At 43.0% G+C, this 17832-nt stretch carries 16 protein-coding genes; all 16 read right to left on the bottom strand.

All coding sequences use genetic code 11. The features are described 5' to 3' along the window. Nucleotides 1–57: 57 nt before the first annotated feature. The 16 genes from rbfA to tsf all read right to left on the bottom strand — a co-directional run bounded on the left by rbfA (nucleotide 58) and on the right by tsf (nucleotide 17822). Complete coding sequence (gene rbfA / locus JOC54_RS04430; RefSeq protein ID WP_275582678.1) at nucleotides 58–405, bottom strand: 30S ribosome-binding factor RbfA; 348 nt, start codon at nucleotides 403–405, stop codon at nucleotides 58–60. A gap of 23 nt (nucleotides 406–428) precedes the next feature. Beyond that, nucleotides 429–710, bottom strand: coding sequence for a DUF503 domain-containing protein (locus tag JOC54_RS04425; protein ID WP_198315989.1), 282 nt, complete (start codon nucleotides 708–710; stop codon nucleotides 429–431). Next, entirely contained in the window at nucleotides 710–2893 is a 2184-nt protein-coding gene (gene infB / locus JOC54_RS04420; protein WP_239586572.1) for a translation initiation factor IF-2, read from the bottom strand. Before infB ends, JOC54_RS04425 begins: the two co-directional genes overlap by 1 nt. Before the next feature lie 13 nt (nucleotides 2894–2906). Continuing rightward, the gene (locus JOC54_RS04410) at nucleotides 2907–3215 is read right to left on the bottom strand and encodes a YlxQ family RNA-binding protein (protein WP_035440688.1); all 309 of its coding nucleotides are present in this window, start codon (nucleotides 3213–3215) and stop codon (nucleotides 2907–2909) included. Beyond that, complete coding sequence (gene rnpM, locus JOC54_RS04405; protein ID WP_035419232.1) at nucleotides 3212–3487, bottom strand: RNase P modulator RnpM; 276 nt, start codon at nucleotides 3485–3487, stop codon at nucleotides 3212–3214. Before rnpM ends, JOC54_RS04410 begins: the two co-directional genes overlap by 4 nt. A gap of 20 nt (nucleotides 3488–3507) precedes the next feature. After that, the gene (nusA, locus tag JOC54_RS04400; protein ID WP_035419231.1) at nucleotides 3508–4614 is read right to left on the bottom strand and encodes a transcription termination factor NusA; all 1107 of its coding nucleotides are present in this window, start codon (nucleotides 4612–4614) and stop codon (nucleotides 3508–3510) included. Between the two features lie 28 nt (nucleotides 4615–4642). Further along, complete coding sequence (gene rimP / locus JOC54_RS04395; RefSeq protein WP_035440690.1) at nucleotides 4643–5113, bottom strand: ribosome maturation factor RimP; 471 nt, start codon at nucleotides 5111–5113, stop codon at nucleotides 4643–4645. 203 nt (nucleotides 5114–5316) lie between these two features. Beyond that, nucleotides 5317–9609, bottom strand: coding sequence for a PolC-type DNA polymerase III (locus JOC54_RS04390; RefSeq protein ID WP_204464717.1), 4293 nt, complete (start codon nucleotides 9607–9609; stop codon nucleotides 5317–5319). 56 nt (nucleotides 9610–9665) lie between these two features. Further along, nucleotides 9666–11366, bottom strand: coding sequence for a proline--tRNA ligase (locus JOC54_RS04385; protein ID WP_204464714.1), 1701 nt, complete (start codon nucleotides 11364–11366; stop codon nucleotides 9666–9668). Nucleotides 11367–11408: 42 nt separating this feature from the next. Further along, the gene (gene rseP / locus JOC54_RS04380; protein ID WP_035419228.1) at nucleotides 11409–12662 is read right to left on the bottom strand and encodes an RIP metalloprotease RseP; all 1254 of its coding nucleotides are present in this window, start codon (nucleotides 12660–12662) and stop codon (nucleotides 11409–11411) included. A gap of 21 nt (nucleotides 12663–12683) precedes the next feature. Beyond that, entirely contained in the window at nucleotides 12684–13826 is a 1143-nt protein-coding gene (locus JOC54_RS04375) for a 1-deoxy-D-xylulose-5-phosphate reductoisomerase (RefSeq protein WP_035419227.1), read from the bottom strand. Between the two features lie 52 nt (nucleotides 13827–13878). Continuing rightward, nucleotides 13879–14676, bottom strand: coding sequence for a phosphatidate cytidylyltransferase (locus JOC54_RS04370; RefSeq protein ID WP_204464712.1), 798 nt, complete (start codon nucleotides 14674–14676; stop codon nucleotides 13879–13881). A gap of 15 nt (nucleotides 14677–14691) precedes the next feature. Continuing rightward, the gene (uppS, locus tag JOC54_RS04365) at nucleotides 14692–15468 is read right to left on the bottom strand and encodes an undecaprenyl pyrophosphate synthase (protein ID WP_035419225.1); all 777 of its coding nucleotides are present in this window, start codon (nucleotides 15466–15468) and stop codon (nucleotides 14692–14694) included. Between the two features lie 110 nt (nucleotides 15469–15578). After that, the gene (frr, locus tag JOC54_RS04360; protein ID WP_204464709.1) at nucleotides 15579–16136 is read right to left on the bottom strand and encodes a ribosome recycling factor; all 558 of its coding nucleotides are present in this window, start codon (nucleotides 16134–16136) and stop codon (nucleotides 15579–15581) included. Nucleotide 16137: 1 nt separating this feature from the next. After that, complete coding sequence (gene pyrH, locus JOC54_RS04355; RefSeq protein WP_035419222.1) at nucleotides 16138–16854, bottom strand: UMP kinase; 717 nt, start codon at nucleotides 16852–16854, stop codon at nucleotides 16138–16140. 83 nt (nucleotides 16855–16937) lie between these two features. Beyond that, nucleotides 16938–17822: a translation elongation factor Ts gene (tsf, locus tag JOC54_RS04350; RefSeq protein WP_204464707.1), complete on the bottom strand. Its 885-nt coding sequence runs from the start codon at nucleotides 17820–17822 to the stop codon at nucleotides 16938–16940. Nucleotides 17823–17832: the final 10 nt, after the last annotated feature.

Here is a 17832-nt window from a genome sequence, read left to right as displayed (position 1 = left end):
CGACACTCCTTTCAAAAAATAAAGAGCAGCAGCCATCGCCGCTACCCTCAGTGTAGTTTAATCCTCTTTTTTTACTTCACGTAAAAGCGATTCGATATGATTCCCGTATTGAATCGACTCATCAATCGCAAATGTTAATTCAGGCGTTTTTCGTAAGCGAATTCGCTTACCAATTTCTGAACGAATGAAACCCTTTGCTTTTTCAAGTCCAGCAAGAGTCGCTTTCTGTTCTTCCGCTTCACCTAAAATGGTAATGTACGCAGTCGCCTGCTGTAAATCTCCTGTTACATCTACGCCTGTAATCGTGACAAAACGGACGCGCGGATCTTTAATTTCTCGAATTAAAATATCGCTTAATTCTTTTTTCATTTGTTCGCCTACGCGAACAGCACGGTTACTAGCCAACATGCTCACCTCTAACTAAAATATTAAACCCATTCCCAATCGGTTATCGTGCGCTCCACATTGTCTGCTTGGTCGATAAGCGAAAGAGCACGGAATAATTCTGCTTCCGCACTCTTTCTACTTGATCCAACCGCACAAAGCGTCAGCTCCGAACGTTGCCAGACCTCTTGATAACCCGTCTCAGCAACACTAACGTTACAGCGTTGACGTGTCTTTGTGACAATGCTTTTCACAACCGATCGTTTGTCCTTAAGCGACTGTGCCATATAAATGAACAATTCGCATCGAACAAGCGCCAGCACCATTAGCGCTTAATTTCTTCCATGACATATGCTTCAATGATGTCGCCTTCTTTAATATCATTGAACTTTTCAAGCGTAATACCACACTCGTACCCCGCCGCTACTTCTTTCGCATCATCTTTAAAACGTTTTAATGCGTTTAGTTCACCTTCATAGACAACAATGCCATCACGGATTAAGCGTACCGTAGAGTTACGGGTAATCTTTCCTTCCGTAACGTACGAACCAGCAATTGTCCCTACTTTAGATACTTTAAACGTTGTGCGAACTTCAACTTGACCGATGACTTTTTCTTCAAACTCAGGGTCAAGCGCACCTTTCATTGCCTGCTCGATCTCATCAATCGCATTGTAGATAACGCGGTGTAAACGAATGTCTACGTTTTCCGCTTCAGCTACTCGTTTCGCGTTAACGTCAGGACGAACATTAAAGCCGATTACGATTGCGTTTGATGCAGAAGCAAGAATGATATCCGATTCTGTAATCGCCCCAGCACCTGTATGAATAATATTAACTTTCACACCTGCAACGTCGATTTTTTCAAGTGAACCTTTCATTGCCTCAACAGAACCTTGAACGTCCGCTTTAATGATAACGTTAATGTCCTTAATATCCCCTTGCTGGATCTGATTAAACAAATCATCTAGGCTTACTTTTGATGATTCAGTTAGGTTCTGCTCACGGTAACGAGCCATTAACCCTTCACCAACTTGACGCGCTTTTTTCTCATCTTTAAACGCTTGGAAACGATCGCCTGCTTGTGGCACTTCGTTTAAGCCGGTAATTTCGACTGGAGCAGAAGGTCCAACCGTTTTGACACGACGACCAAGATCGTTTACAAGAGCACGTACACGACCAAATGTGCTTCCAACAACAACGGCATCGCCGACGTTTAATGTTCCACTTTGAACAAGCAGGGTTGCAACCGGTCCGCGCCCTTTATCTAACTGAGCTTCAACCACTGTACCTGAAGCTAATTTATCTGGATTCGCTTTTAACTCTTCCACTTCAGAAACAAGCAAAATCATTTCGATTAACTCATCAATTCCGTCCCCATTTAATGCAGATACATTAACAAAGATGGTGTCTCCGCCCCATGCTTCTGGAACGAGTTCATACTCGGTTAATTCTTGCATAACGCGATCTGGATTCGCCGCTTCTTTATCCATTTTATTGACAGCGATAATAATTGGAACTTCCGCTGCTTTCGCATGGCTAATCGCCTCTTTTGTTTGTGGCATAACACCATCATCGGCTGCAACAACAATGATTGCAATATCAGTTACTTGCGCACCACGAGCACGCATCGTTGTAAATGCAGCGTGACCAGGTGTATCAAGGAACGTAATTTGCTTGTTGTTTTGCGTAATTTGATAGGCACCGATGTGTTGCGTAATTCCACCCGCTTCACCAGCTGTTACTTTTGTATTACGAATGGAATCAAGTAACGTTGTTTTACCGTGGTCAACATGCCCCATAATCGTTACAACTGGAGGTCTTTCTTGTAGCTCTTCCTCTTTATCTTCACTGTCATACAGCTCGATATCAAGCTCATCGACAAAAACAGCTTCTTCTACAGCAACACCGTAATCTGCAGCTAAAAGTTCAACCGTGTCTTTATCAAGCTCTTGGTTAATCGTAGCCATAACACCGAGTCCCATTAATTTCTTAATCAACTCTGAAGCCTCACGGTGAAGCTTTGCAGCTAACTCACTAACTGAGAGAGATCCAGAAATGGTGATTTTTTCAGGAAGCGGCATTTGCTGATGGTTCGGCTTGTTTTGTGGGCCTCCACGTCTTTTGCCACCACGGTTTCCTTGATTGCGGCGATTGTTATTGTTTCCTGGTCGGCCGCCTCCTTGACCAGGTCCGCGGTTGTTGTTGTTATTGCGCCCTTGGGCTCCTGGACGATTTCCTCCAGAACGGTTTCCTTGGCTAGATGAGGATGATTGGTTACTGCGGTTCCCACCTTGACCTTGGCTTTGCCCTTGTGGACGAGTTTGATTTGTTTTTTGGTCTTTTCCTGTAGATGATTGCATAGATTGCTTCGCCTTCCCTAACGTCTCTTCTTCGACTGTTGACATATGATTGGACACTTCAACACCCATCGACTTTAATTTTTCGATCAGTTGTTTGCTTTGAACTTGATTTGCTTTTGCGTATTCATGAATTCGCATTTTTGACATATACATACCTCCATTATTGGTTCAGTAATGCAGCAATTTTCTTAGCAAACCCTTCACTCCTCACGCCTAGAACGACACGTGCTTCTTTTCCGATTGCTTGACCTAAAGCATAGCGGTCGCTCGTCATATAGGCCGGAACTGTATAATAGCTACATTTATCTTTCACTTTTTTTTCGGTATTTGCGCTCGCGTCACTTGCCAAAATAACGAGGGAGACATTTTGTTTTCGAACATCATCCAACACGAGCTCTTCCCCTGAAATGAGTTGACCAGCACGTTGGCAGAGTCCTAAAAGCGATAACACTTTTGCTTCGTTTGTCATCGTTTCTTCCCTTTAAGACGGTCCGCAATTAACTGATCGTACGCTTCCTGACTAACTTGAACTTGCAAATGGCGCGATAAACTATCTCGCTTCTTCGCTGTCTCAAACACGTCTTCGCTATTTGTTAAATAAGCGCCGCGCCCGTTTTTCTTACCGGACGGATCGAGTTCAACCGTTCCTTCCGTCGTACGAACAATGCGCATTAATTCACCTTTTGGTCTCATTTCATTTGTGACAATGCATTTTCTAAGCGGTACTTTTCGTTGTTTCATATCGATTCCCCGCCTTTATTTTAGCGCTCTTCTTCAGCTGTCGTAAACGATTCTAGCTCATCCGCTTCACTTGATTCATCAAGAAGTCCTAGTTCACGCGCTTCTGATTCGCTTTTAATGTCAATCTTCCAACCGGTCAATTTCGCTGCTAAGCGAGCGTTTTGACCTCGTTTTCCAATTGCAAGAGATAATTGATAGTCAGGGACAATGACTTGAGTCATTTTTTCACCATCAAGTACGTTGACTTTCATGACCTTTGCTGGACTAAGCGCATTGGCGACATAGACAACAGGATCTTCTGACCATTCAACGATATCAATTTTTTCCCCTTTTAATTCATCGACAATCGTCTGAACACGTTGACCGCGTTGACCAACACATGCCCCAACTGAATCAACTTCAGGGTTATCTGAATGAACCGCGAGCTTCGAACGGTCACCCGCTTCACGCGAGACCGATTTAATTTCAACCGTACCATCGTAAATTTCTGGGACTTCTAGTTCGAACAAGCGCTTTAGCAGGCCTGGATGAGTTCTAGAGATAAGAATTTGTGGCCCTTTTGTTGTTTTTTCCACTTTAGTAATAAATGCTTTAATGCGGTCGTTATGCTTATACGATTCATTAGGCATTTGTTCCGTAAGCGGCAATAGCGCCTCGACTTTGCCAAGATCAACATAAATAAAGCGGTGGTCTTGACGCTGCACAATTCCATTCATGATGTCTTCTTCGCGATCAATAAAATCGGAATAAATAATGCCACGTTCTGCTTCACGTACGCGTTGAGTAACAACTTGTTTCGCTGTTTGCGCAGCAATACGACCGAAGTCTTTTGGCGTTACTTCAATTTCAAGCACGTCGTCGACTTCGTAGCTCGGATTAATCACTTGTGCGTCATCTTCAGAAATCTCTAAGCGCTTGTCAAATACTTCTTCTACAACGATTTTACGTGCAAACACGCGAATACTTCCATTCGTCCGATTGACATCAACACGCACATTTTGTGCTTGGCCGAAATTCCGCTTATAGCCGGATATTAACGCTGCTTCAATTGCTTCAATAATAACATCTTTTTTTATTCCTTTGTCTGTTTCAAGCGTAGACAAGGCTTCCATAAATTCGCTATTCATGGAAAGCACCTCCTTTTTTTGCTAAAACTTATAACAAAATAGATAAGCGAATACTTGCTACTTTTTCATAAGGAACAACATTCGTTACTTTTCTTGTTTTTACTTTTGTTTCAATAACAAGTTCATCTTGATCAAATGATACCAAAATGCCTTCAAATGATTTTGCACCGTTGAATGGTTCATATGTTGTTGCATATACCCCTTTACCCACGGCTTTTTCAACGTCTGCTTTCTTCTTAAGCGGTCGCTCAGCACCTGGCGAAGAAACTTCCAAGAAGTAAGCATCGCTAATCGGATCTTTTTCATCCAGCACTTCACTTAGTTTTTCACTAACCGCTTCACAATCATCTAAATTCACACCGCGGTCAGAATCAATAAAGACACGCAAAAACCAATTTGATCCTTCTTTTTTGTATTCAACTTCAACGAGTTCAAGATTTAATTCCTGAACAATTGGTAAAACCAACTGTTCCACTTTGCTAGAGACTATTTTGCTCAAAGCACGTCCCTCCCTTATATAGTAAAAAACGTATACTCAACTACTCGCATACGTTTATAAAGGCCTATGCAACTTTTAAGCGCCTAGCCGTGGGCGAACAAAAAGAGTGGGAAGCCCCCACTCTTTTTGTTCATATCGTATGCTAACTATTACCATAAACGATTGTACCATAGCAAACCCATTCATGCAAGGTACGACGAGCCTTAAAACAAGGATAGCTGATTTGATTCTGGTAAACCTTCTAAACACCCGTGATCAGACAGATTTTCCACAACCGTTTTTGTTAAACGTGCTCGTTGTTGCAAATCTTCTTTTGATAAGAAATGCCCGTCTTCGCGTGCCTTGACAATGTTTAATGCGGCGTTTGTACCGACACCATTTAACGAATTGAACGGTGGTAGAAGTGCGTTCCCATCAACAATAAATTCAGTTGCCGATGATTTATACAAATCAACCTTTTGAAAGCTAAAGCCACGTTCAGTCATTTCAAGTGATAATTCCAACACCGTTAAAACGGCCTTTTCTTTCGGCGCCGCATCAAGTCCTTTCGCATTAATCTCTTCAATCTTAGATTTAATTGGCGTTGAGCCTTTAATCATGATATCCATCTCAAAATCATCCGCCCGCACCGTAAAGTATGTTGCGTAATAAAGGATGGGGTGATGAACCTTAAAGTAAGCAATCCGAACCGCCATTAACACGTATGCAGCCGCGTGAGCTTTCGGAAACATGTACTTAATTTTTGTACAGGAATCAATGTACCAGTCTGGAACTTGATGCTTCTTCATTTCCTCGACCCACTCTGGCTGCAACCCTTTCCCTTTCCGAACAAACTCCATGATTTTAAACGCAAGAGAGGATTCTAACCCTTTATAGATCAAATAGACCATGATGTCATCACGACAACCGATTACATCCTTTAACTCACAGGTACCGTTGTAAATAAGCTCGTTTGCATTGCCGAGCCACACGTCCGTTCCATGTGAAAGTCCGGAGATTTGCAGGAGCTCTGAGAACGTACTTGGCTTGGTTTCTTCAAGCATCTGGCGCACAAACCGCGTACCGAATTCAGGGATGCCAAGCGTTCCTGTTTTACACATAATTTGTTCTTCCGTCACGCCAAGAACGTCAGGTGAGGCAAAAATCTTCATCACCTCAGGATCATCTGTTGGAATCGTTTTCGGGTCGATTCCGCTTAGATCCTGAAGCATGCGAATTGCCGTTGGATCATCGTGACCAAGAATATCAAGCTTTAGCAAGTTATCATGAATCGAATGGAAATCAAAATGAGTGGTTTTCCATTCTGAATTCTTGTCATCAGCCGGAAACTGTATTGGCGAAAAATCATGGATGTCCATATAATCAGGAACAACAATAATTCCTCCCGGATGCTGACCTGTTGTTCGCTTAACGCCTGTGCACCCTGAAACAAGACGGTCAATCTCTGCACCACGCATGAATAGATCGTGATCACCTTGATAGCCTTTGACATAGCCGTATGCTGTTTTTTCGGCAACCGTACCAATTGTTCCGGCACGGTAAACATATTCTTCGCCAAATAGATCTTTCGTATAGGCATGGGCTCTCGGCTGGTAGGCTCCGGAGAAGTTTAAATCAATATCGGGAACTTTATCTCCTTTAAAACCAAGAAACGTCTCAAACGGAATATCTTGTCCTTCTTTGACATACGCCGTTCCACACTCCGTACAATCGGCATCTGGTAAATCGTAACCAGAAGCAACGGAACCATCATCAAAAAATTGAGAGTGCTGACAGTTCGGGCAAACATAATGTGGTGCCAGTGGGTTAACCTCGGTAATTTCAGTCATCGTTGCAACAAAGGACGAACCAACTGATCCACGAGAACCAACGAGATAGCCATCATCCAGTGATTTTTTCACCAGCTTTTGTGAGATTAAATAAATAACCGCAAAGCCGTGGCCGATGATACTCGTTAACTCTTTTTCCAGTCTCGCTTCGACAATTTCCGGCAATGGCTCACCGTAAATCGCTTTTGCCCGGCCGTAGCTCATCTCCCGCATTTCATCATCCGCACCTTCAATTTTCGGCGCGTAAAGATCATCAGGAATCGGATGAACTTCATCAATTCGATTGGCAAGTTCATTTGATGCTGTTACGACAACCTCATTCGCCATCTCTTCACCTAAGAAAGAAAATTCGTTGAGCATTTCATCCGTTGTCCGGAAATGGACTTGTGGCAGCGTCTGTTTGTTTAGTGGATTTGCCCCACCTTGAGAAGCAATCAAGATTTTACGGTAAATCTCGTCTTCTTCATCTATATAATGAGCATTTCCTGTTGCAACAACAGGTAGATTTAGCTGCTTTCCTAGCTCAACGACTTTTCCTAGGATCTCTTGCAAAGCCTGTTCATTTTTTATAAACTCTCGTTCAATTAAATGCTGGTAGTTTCCAAGCGGCTGAATTTCAAGGTAGTCATAGAATCGTGCGATGCTCTCTACTTCATCGGCTGACTTCTGCATCATACCTTCAAAGACTTCTCCTTTGTCGCAAGCTGAACCGATTAGCAATCCTTCTCGATGTTTATTTAACTCTGAGCGCGGGATACGGGGCGTGCGGAAATAATACTCGACATGCGACATCGTGACAAGCTTATATAAGTTCTTCAGACCGACTTGTGACGTGACAAGAATCGTCGCATGAAACGGACGTTGCCGATGAAAATTCCCCTGGCCCATATGATTGTTTAACTCATCGTGATAAACAATTTCGCGTTCACTCGCGTCCTTAACCATTTTCCATAATAGGTAAGCGGTCGCTTGTGTATCATAAATCGCTCGGTGATGACTCACGAGTTCAATATCAAACTTTTTACATAGCGTATTTAAGCGGTGGTTTTTAAACTCTGGATAAAGAAAGCGACCGAGCTCAAGCGTATCAATAACGGGATTTTGCACTTCCTGTAACCCTAATTTCTTATAACCAACGTTCAAGAAGCCGATGTCAAAACTGGCGTTATGGGCAACAAGCGTCGCATCGCCTGCAAACTCACGGAACTGCTTAATGACTTCAAGCGGATCCGGTGCGCCTTTTACCATATCATCGGTAATGCCCGTTAACTCAACTATTAATGCCGAGATTGGTTCTTTCGGGTCGGCAAAGGACTCGTACGTATCTATAATTTCGCCATTTTTAATTCGCACTGCTGCAAGCTCAATCACGGTGTTATACACAGCAGATAAACCTGTTGTCTCGACATCAAACACAACGTATTCTTCGTCTAATAAATGACGATGATCAGAGTTATACGCAATAGGAACCCCATCGTCTACGATATTGGCTTCCATTCCGTAAATCATCTTGATTCCATGTTTTTTACTCGTGTTGTAGGCTTCAGGAAATGCTTGTACGACACCATGATCCGTAATCGCCACAGCGGAATGGCCCCACTTCGCTGCTTGTTCAACATAGCGACCAACGGAAACAAGTCCGTCCATCTGGCTCATCGTTGAATGCGTATGAAGCTCAACCCGCTTTTCCTCAGCTGTATCAACCCGGAACGTTGGTGTTACTTGGTTAAAGTCATTGGCAATCATCACGAGATCACGAACAAACGTGTCGTTTTGAATACCGCCGCGTACTTTAAGCCACATGCCTTTTTTCACGGCCTGCATAACGGGCACATCTTCTTTATCGCGAGAAAACATTTTTACTAAAATCGAGTCCGTATAATCGGTAATTTTAAATGTAAGGAGCGTACGACCGCTGCGCAGCTCACGAATATCCGTTGCAAATACATACCCTTGCACCGTAATACGGCGTTCTTCATCAACAATCGCTTCAAGCGGTACAGGGTCTTCTTTAATCGTATACCCCATTGATAAATTCGCATTTTTCACTTGCTTAGACATCTCGTCATCAACGCGCTTCTTCTCAAGCATCGCTTCAACGACTTTGGAGTGGTCTTCCTCTTCGCGCTTGCGAATAAATTCGTCATAAGCCTCCGTTGACTGTTCAACTGAAATTGCCAGAGGTACAAGCGGCAAACCAAAGCGTCCGCAAATTTCTTTAAATGGTTCGGTTAGTTTACGCTTCATTGCTTGTGCTTCCGCGTCGTTTTGCGCAACAAGAGCTAGCTTTTGATCGACCATTTGCGGTTTTTGTTTTTGCAACACTTGGGCAAGCGGTGGTGAAAACGGCACAAGCTCGGTTGCAAGGAGCGGCCAGTAGCTAGTCCAGACGTCACTGCTTATTTCACCATTGCTATAGCTAAACGAACAGCTAGCTTTAGCAATTTCGCGAAACGTTTGCGCCAACCTGCCTCTAAACAATTCACAGATTTCAGCTGGAAGAATAGAAGGTAGCTGAATGTAAAAATGCCATGTTTTTGTTTCTTTAGAGATTGCTAGCTTTTGAATATAGCCACCTTCAAAGTGATGCATGATGTCAGAAGGCATTTGCAGCTGTTCCAATAATAACTGCAACCTTTCTTCACGTGATTGCATCGCTGAATCCATCTTACACACTCCTCTCAAAAGGAAACAGGCCGGCAAATGGCCAGCCTGTCTTTACTCTATTTTGTAAAGAACTCAGATAACCAGCTTGCTAGTTCTGGCACAGTGAGTTCCAACTGCTCACCAGTTTTTCTTACTTTCACTTCAACGATCTCTTCAGCAGCACGTTTTCCAACGGCAATGCGAACAGGCAATCCAATTAAGTCGGAATCCTTAAATTTCACACCGGCACGCTCTGGACGATCATCATACAAGACATCCATTCCTTTAGAGCGGATTAACTCGTATAATTTCTCTGAAAGTGCTTTTTGCTCATCATTTTTCACATTTAAAGCTAAGAGATGCACATGGAATGGCGCAACTTCATTTGGCCATACAATGCCATTTTCATCATGGTGCTGTTCAATAACCGCAGCAATTGTCCGAGATACACCGATTCCGTAACAACCCATTAGAAACGGCTGAGCTTTTCCATTTGCATCTAAGAACTTGGCATCAAGCGATTCTGAGTAACGAGTACCTAATTTAAATACTTGGCCGATTTCAATACCTTCAGCAAACTGAAGAGTGCCCTGCCCGTCAGGTGACGGATCGCCGGCTTGTACGGTACGTAAGTCTTTATAAGCCGTTACTTGATAATCTCGACCAGGACCAACATGAACATAGTGCACCCCTGTTTCATTAGCTCCACAAGCAATCTTGTCCATTGCTTGAATACGGTAATCTGCATAAATTGGGATGTCACTTACTCCAACTGGACCAATAGAACCAGGCGTTGCTCCGAATGCTTGAAGAACCTCTTCCTCCGTTGCCATTCGTAGCGATGTTGCACCAAGCTCATGCAGCGCTTTTACTTCATTAAGCTCATCGTTTCCACGTAGAAGCAGTAAATTCACTTCCTCTGCAATGACAACAACGAGTGCTTTTAAAATGTCATCCGCTTCGAGTCCTAATTGTTCAGCTGCGTCGTTTACCGTTTTTGCGTCCGGCGTTGCTTGTTTCTCAAGCTGCCCATGTGTTTGCGAAGCAGGTGGTGTTGGACGAGCGCTAGAAGCCATCTCTAAGTTCGCCGCGTAGTCAGACTGGTCCGAATAGGCAACCGTATCTTCGCCAACCGATGCAAGCGCCATGAATTCATGCGTATCTTTTCCACCCATTGCGCCTGAATCGGCAATAACAGGACGAAACGTTAAGCCAACACGGGTAAAAATGCGTGAATACGCCTTGTGCATGGCCCAATACGTCTCATTTAAACTTTCTTCTGTATCATGAAACGAGTATGCATCTTTCATAATAAATTCTCGACCGCGCAAAAGACCAAATCGAGGTCGGCGCTCGTCGCGGAATTTCGTTTGAATTTGGTACACATTTAGTGGGAGTTTTTTATAGGAAGCAATCCCATCTTTAATCAGTGATGTAATTACCTCTTCATGTGTTGGTCCAAGGGCAAAATCACGGTTATGGCGATCTTTTAAGCGGACAAGCTCATCACCCATCGCTTCCCACCGACCTGATTGTTGCCATAGTTCAGCCGGATGAAGTGCCGGCAACGTCAGCTCTTGTGCCCCAATTGCATCCAATTCTTCACGGATGATCGTTTCAATTTTTGCCATTGAACGCTTGGCAAGAGGCAGATACGCATAGACACCAGAAGCAATCTGGCGCATCATGCCTGCACGAAGCATTAATTTATGACTGATTGCATCTGCATCAGCTGGTACGTCGCGCATCGTTGGCGCTAAGTAAGTTGATTGTCTCATTTGCGACACTTCCTTCTATCTACCTTGTTAATCTAGCCTCTCTTACGAGAATAGTTTACTAATATCATTCCACGTGACGATAATCATTAAGAGCATTACTAGCGCAAAACCAACAAATTGTATGGCTCCTTCTTTTTCAGGCGAAACTGGCTTTCCTCGAATTGCTTCATAGCCAAGGAACATTAACCGTCCTCCGTCCAGAGCTGGAATTGGGAATAAGTTAATGACCCCAAGGTTCACGCTCAGTAATGCGGCAAACCAGAGCACATTATATAAGCCAGCTGCAACCGCAGCATCGGTAAAGTTATAAATACCAACTGGACCAGAAATATAATCTAATGAGAATTCACCTGTGAAGATCAGCGCTAACGTATCAAATATAGAAGTAGCCATCATCACAAATTCAGACCCCGCGTTTGAGACCGCTCCAAGAAAATCATTCGCTCTCATTGGTGCAATGCCAATAACGCCGCGCTCTGTGTCAATTTCTTCAACATAGTCCGTGTCCGTCGTCATTGTAACAGATTGTTGTTCTCCATCACGCTCGTAAGTGACCGTAATTTCCTCATTAGGACGCTCGCTAATTAAGTTTACTAAATGCTGCCACTCGTCCGCTTGTTCTCCGTTAACGGCAACAATCGTATCACCTTCCATTAACCCGCTCTCAGCGGCAACGGAACCTTCTACAGGGCTTATTTGATTTGTATTGTAGCCAAAGCCCCAAAACAAGCCAATCAAAATAATAAATGCAAGGATAAAGTTCATTAACGGACCAGCAAAAATTGCCATCGCCCGCTTCGGCAAAGATTTCGATCCGAATTGGCGGTGCCAAGGTGCATTAATTTGCGCGACTTCATCTTGGACAAGCATCGCTTTTTCATGAACCTCGTAGCGAACGGTCTCCCCTGTCTCATCATCGATCGTTTCAATAAAAAGCTCGTGAATTAAATCAATTTTTTCCACTTGAACCACATGGGCTTCTGGATGCTTTGATTTATTATTAATGATAATCTCGGTTACTTTTTGCTGATTATCAAAAACAAGTCCAATTTCATAACCCGGGCGAATTGTCGTTTGTTCAGGTTCTTCTCCTGCCATCCGAACATACCCACCAATTGGGAGAAGTCTGACCGTATAAATCGTATCATTTCGTTCGAATGCAAATAATTTAGGTCCCATCCCAATCGCAAACTCGTAACAGAGAATACCAGCTCTCTTGGCAAAATACAGATGACCCCACTCGTGTACAAACACAAGTACACTAAAAATAGCAATAAACGCGAGCAATGTGTTCAACAGCCAAACCGCCTCTCTTGATTAACTAACACTTACTTGTTGCCGTATTTCTTGATCAACCGCTTGAATCTGTTCAAGCGTTGGGTTTGATTGAATGGTATGTGCTTGAAGCGCGCGCTCAATCACATCTTCAATTTCTAGGAAAGTCAGTTCCCCTTTTAGAAAACGGGCAACTGCCACTTCATTCGCGGCATTCAAAACGGTTGGCATCGTCCCGCCTGCACGACCAGCATCATAAGCAAACTTCATGCAACGATAGCGACTCATGTCCATCTCCGAGAAATGCAGTTTGCCAATTGCTGCTAAATCAAGACGTTCCTCATCTAATCGAGAAAATCGCTCAGGGTAAGTCAGCGCATATTGAATGGGAACGCGCATGTCTGGTGTTCCAAGCTGAGCAATCACGCTTCGATCAACAAATTCAACCATCGAGTGTATGATGCTTTCTTTATGAATCAACACATCAATTTTGTCATAATCCAGTCCAAAAAGCCACTTTGCTTCTATTACTTCAAGCCCTTTGTTCATCATTGTTGCTGAATCAATGGTAATCTTTGCGCCCATCGACCAGTTTGGGTGAGAAAGAGCTTGTTCCACCGTTACATGCTTTAATTCATCGCGTGAACGATCGCGGAAGCTTCCGCCAGAAGCGGTAATTATCAGCCGCTCAATCGCTCGATGCGATTCTCCGTTTAACGCTTGAAAAATTGCCGAGTGTTCACTATCAACTGGAATAAGCGCTACTCGGTTTTTTTTCGCAGCTTCGACGACGATATGACCTGCAGTCACCAGCGTTTCTTTATTGGCAATCGCAATCGTTTTCTTCGCTTCAATAGCAGCTAAAGTTGGGAGCAACCCAACCGACCCCGTAATCGCTGTGACGGTCGTATCTGCTTCACTGTAGCGAGCTACTTCCACAAGCCCTTCACCGCCATGTAAAAATTCGATTTCCGGACCAAATTCCCCTGCTAGTATTTTCGCATCTTCAGGGGTTGCAACCGATACAAGCTTTGGCTGAAAAGCAGCAATTTGTTTTCGGGCAAGCTCGATATTTGTTCCGCAGGCTAGGGCAACAAGCGTAAACGACTCGTTGTTTGCCGCGATTACATCGAGCGTTTGCGTTCCGATGGAGCCGGTTGAACCTAATAAACTAATCTTTTTCATTCTATTGTCCTCCATTATTATTCATGCTACTTAATCGATGAGGGCATGTCTATTAAATTAACTGCAGTAAGTGTAACAACGGCATAACAAAGATCAAGCTATCAAATCGATCTAAGATGCCCCCATGACCAGGGAGAACATTACCAGAATCTTTTACGGCATAATGGCGCTTTAAGGCCGATTCAACTAAATCACCAATTTGACCAAATACAGCTGTTGCAAAAATAATGAGCAACGCCGTTATGTACGTATCAAGGAACGGATTTATGATATAAAATACGCTACCTACAAGCACGGCTAGCAAAATACCACCAACCGAACCTTCAATTGTTTTATTTGGGCTAATCTCCGGCCACAGTTTGTTTTTGCCCATAAATTTCCCAACAAAATAAGCGCCAGAATCGGTTGTCCAAATTAAGACTATAACAAATAAAACAAGCCATAAGCCGATGTCAGCTACTTCTCTAGTCATAATCAAGTAATGGAAACCAAAACCGACATAAACACTTGATAAGACAATAAAGCCAACCTCATCAAACGTAAATTTGTTTTTTGTTAATACGGTGAGCATTAATAAAACAAGAATGAGAAAAATAAATGTTTCTATTTTTGTATATTGAATAGGGATGGTTTGATCAAACCAGCTTGTTGGCACGAGTAACAGCCACATCGATATCAAGCCAACGATTCCTCTAAGGGAAAAAGCCCTAATCTTTTTCATTTTCAAAAGTTCGATCATCGCAACGGTCGCCATCAAGCTAACAAAAATCGAGAACCACCAGCCGCCTAAACCAACCATAGCCAGAATGACAATTCCAATAAATAACCCCGTTACAATTCGCGTCTTCATATAAAGAGCCCCTTCCTATAAACCACCATATCGACGGCCTCGATTTTGATAGGTGGCAATAGCCTCATGGAAATGAGCTTCACTAAAGTTTGGCCACAGCACATCCGTAAACCAAAATTCGCTATAAGCCAGCTGCCAAAGCATAAAGTTGCTTAAGCGTATCTCGCCACTCGTACGAATTAATAGATCCGGATCACGAAGCTGGCCACTCATTAAATGGGCACCTATTAAATCTTCATTAATTTCATCAGGCTGTAATTCACCTGCTTTTACTTTTTCAGCGATGGCTTGCATCGCTTGCGACATTTCAAAACGACTTCCATAATTCATAGCAAAATTCAAGATTAATCCTGTGTTGTTCTTTGTTTTTTCGATTGCTTCTTCAAATGCTCCAAGCGTGTAGCTCGGAAGCTGATCTTTTGTTCCCATTAAACGAACTTGAACATTTTCTTTTATTAAAGTTGGTAGCTCCGTTTTCAAATATCGTTCTGGAAGTTTTAATAAGAAGTCAACTTCTGCTTTCGGTCGCTTCCAGTTCTCTGTCGAGAATGCATAGAGCGTCAAAACTTCGACATTTAGCGCATTTGAAGCACGGACGATCTTGTTTACATTCTTTACACCTTCTCGATGTCCAGCAATACGAGGCAACCCTCTTTCTGCTGCCCAACGGCCATTACCATCCATAATAATCGCCACATGTTTTGGTATATTCGTTGGGTCAAGATTAAGTTCAAGTGTCTTTCCTTCTGTTGTCGTAAAGACTTGCTTCCATTTTGAAAATTTTTCGAGCATGGTTCGCCCTCCGTCTCACTAGCGCTTCGCCCTATATCATACTATAAAAGTGTAAAAAACCCCCTTAATAAGAGGGTCTCCTACTTTCCTTCATCATACACGCAAATGGATTAGACTTCCATGATTTCTTGCTCTTTTTCTTTCGCGCGCACGTCAATTTTACTAATATATGAATCTGTCAGCTTCTGAACTTGGTCTGTTGCACCGCGTAAGTCGTCTTCTGTCATTTCGCCATCTTTTTGTTGCTTTTTCAACTCATCGTTTGCATCACGACGAATATTACGAACGGCAACTTTTGACTCTTCAGCTGTTTTTGACACAACTTTAACTAATTCTTTGCGACGTTCTTCTGTTAATGGTGGGATCACGATACGAATAACCTGTCCATCACTTGAAGGTGTTAAACCTAAATCTGATTTTAAGATCGCTTTTTCAATATTACCGACAGCTGTCTTGTCATAAGGTGTAATTAACAATAAACGCGCTTCTGGTACCGTTACAGAAGCCAATTGATTTAACGACGTTTGCGCTCCGTAGTAATCAACCGTTACACGGTCAAGGATTGCCGGGTTTGCTCGGCCAGCACGAAGCTTAGCAAGCTCACGCCCTAATGCATCAATCGCTTTATCCATTCGTGAAGTTGCTTCCGTTTGAATTTGCTTTGTCATCTTATTTCCCCCTCACAATTGTTCCAATTTTTTCACCTAATACAGCACGCTTAATATTTCCTTCTTCCATTATTGAGAATACGACAAGTGGAATATCGTTGTCCATACATAAGGATGAAGCTGTGGAATCCATCACCTGAAGTCCATCTTTTAAAACGTCCATATACGTAATTTTTTCATATTTTTTCGCATCTGGGTCAACACGAGGATCCGCATTGTACACCCCATCAACATTATTTTTCGCCATTAAAATGACTTCTGCTTCAATTTCAGCAGCACGCAAAGCTGAAGTCGTATCAGTTGAGAAGTACGGGTTACCTGTTCCAGCAGCAAATATAACGACGCGTTTCTTTTCTAGATGACGAATCGCTTTACGGCGGATATAAGGTTCAGCAACTTGACGCATCTCAATTGAGGTTTGTACTCTTGACTCAATGCCAATCGCTTCAAGACTATCTTGTAAAGCGAGCGAATTCATGACGGTTGCAAGCATGCCCATATAATCAGCAGTTGCCCGGTCCATCCCTTGAGCGCTGCCAGCCATCCCACGCCAAATGTTTCCTGCGCCAACGACGACAGCTGTCTCTACTTCAAGCTCAACAACTTCTTTTATCTGACGCGCAATGGATTGAATGATAACCGGATCAATTCCATAACCTTGCTCTCCTGCTAACGCTTCTCCACTTAGCTTTAGTACAACACGTTTGTATTTGCTCATCTTAACCTCCAGAATGCTTTCGTTTCTATTTTTTTCTTGAAAAAAGGGACACAACTCCTGGCAGTGTCCCTTTTTGGCTTAAATTATTTTTTCACTTGAGACATAACTTCTTCAGCGAAGTTATCTTCACGCTTCTCAATGCCTTCTCCAACTTCGTAGCGAACAAATGATTTTACAGTAGCATTTTTCGCTTTCACATATTTACCAACTTTTTGATCGCCATCTTTAACAAAAGGCTGATCAAGTAGGCAAACTTGCTCGAAGAATTTGCTTAGGCGGCCTTCAACCATTTTCTCAACGATGTTCTCAGGCTTGCCTTCGTTTAGCGCTTGTTGCTTAAGAACTTCGCGCTCACGATCAACTTCATCACCTGTTACTTCATCACGAGATACATACGTTGGGTTAATGGCAGCTACGTGCATCGCGATGTCTTTTGCTAACGCTTCGTCTGAAGAAGAACCGATTACCGTTAAGACACCAATGCGTCCACCCATATGAAGGTATGAACCGAATACATCTTCATCTGTTTTTTCAGCGATTGTAAAACGGCGTAGCGAAAGCTTTTCACCGATTTTTGAAATAGCTGTATTAATGTGCGATTGAACCGTCTCACTTCCACCTTTAAAAGGCTGCTCTAAAGCTTCTTCAACAGAAGCTGGGTTTGCTGATAAGATGTGCTCAGCAAGCTCTTTTACAAGCGCTTGGAAGTTTTCGTTCTTTGAAACGAAATCTGTTTCAGAGTTTACTTCGACAAGAACGGCTTTATTTCCTTCTGCTACTGCTGCAGTAAGTCCTTCAGCTGCTACGCGGTCTGCTTTCTTCTCCGCTTTAGCGATCCCTTTCTCACGAAGGTAATCAATCGCTTTATCCATATCTCCATCAACTTCAACAAGCGCTTTTTTACAATCCATCATTCCTGCGCCAGTTTTTTCACGAAGTTCTTTAACCATACTAGCTGTAACTGCCATGTTCGTTCCT

This window comes from Shouchella xiaoxiensis (assembly GCF_016907895.1).
GTDB lineage: Bacteria > Bacillota > Bacilli > Bacillales > Bacillaceae_D > Shouchella > Shouchella xiaoxiensis.
The sequence above is the reverse complement of the archived record's forward strand: the minus strand, read 5'-3'. Positions and strand labels throughout refer to the sequence as shown.